Consider the following 1,001-nt stretch of genomic DNA (forward strand, 5'->3'; position numbering starts at 1 on the left):
CTTAGCTCAGTTGGTAGAGCGACGGACTGTTAATCCGCAGGTCGCTGGTTCGAGCCCAGCAGGAGGAGCCACTTTTAAAAAGCTGCATCACATGATGTGGCTTTTTTTGCATTTAAAGATCTCAATTGCCATTCTTACCTTTTCCATACCACCTCCACTTCCGTTAAGGCTGGCCTTGTTCCCATATCTTTCGTAAAAACAATTCTTTACTGCCTGACTTTTAGATTATTCATTGAAGAACAAATTGGCATTAAGTGTCATTACAGACTTCATACAGAGCAAATTCAGTCTGATCGGTCACATGCAACTCACCCACTCACTCTTACAGAACCGTAGCTTAAGCCCTAAAAGCATCCTACATGCCTTTGTAAGGTTAAGCTGCCCAATCCAGCATCTATGTTCATTATCGCCTCTTAAGAAGCACGACAGAGCGCTGTTCATGGTGCTATGAATTCAGATACAAATATCTAACTAATTAATTCGTCGCTTCAAAAATATAACAACAGATCAATTTAAACGGTATTGAATGTATTCGAGCACTAATACACGTGGGCGTATGACTCTAACGGGCATTAAAAGCCTCTCAGAAGTATGATTTAAAGTGAAATAGGATTTGTGTGGTCATGATGATGCACAGGAGTCCATGCAAATAACTTTAGAGATTGTCAGTGTCATCAAACTACCTACCTATTCTCCAGGAGCAAACCTTATCAAACAAGTATGGAGTTGGTTAAGACAACACTATCTCGCCAATCAGTCTTTTGCGGATCACGAAGATATTGCCTCCAAAGTGTGACGGGATTGGAATAGCTTTGGGGAATGCTCCGCCAAGGATACCAAGATGTGTTCACGAAGATAGATAGACCAGACCCATTGATTGTTCAGATTGGTATGACGGAGTGGCTCGGGTTTCGTTCAACTGGGTTATACCAATTACATTAATTTTATGATCTAATAGTTCATAGAAAAGGAGCTTCTATGAACCATGATTTTCACCGCTT

Annotated in this window: 1 protein-coding gene; it reads left to right on the plus strand. The window is 41.0% G+C overall.

Annotated features, from left to right (window positions below):
- Nucleotides 1-643 precede the first annotated feature (643 nt).
- Nucleotides 644-796, plus strand: a complete 153-nt coding sequence (locus ACWYU8_RS21995) for a transposase (protein ID WP_457521848.1) — start codon at nt 644-646, stop codon at nt 794-796.
- The last annotated feature ends 205 nt before the right edge of the window (nt 797-1,001 follow it).

It is taken from the genome of Vibrio limimangrovi (genome assembly GCF_054064025.1).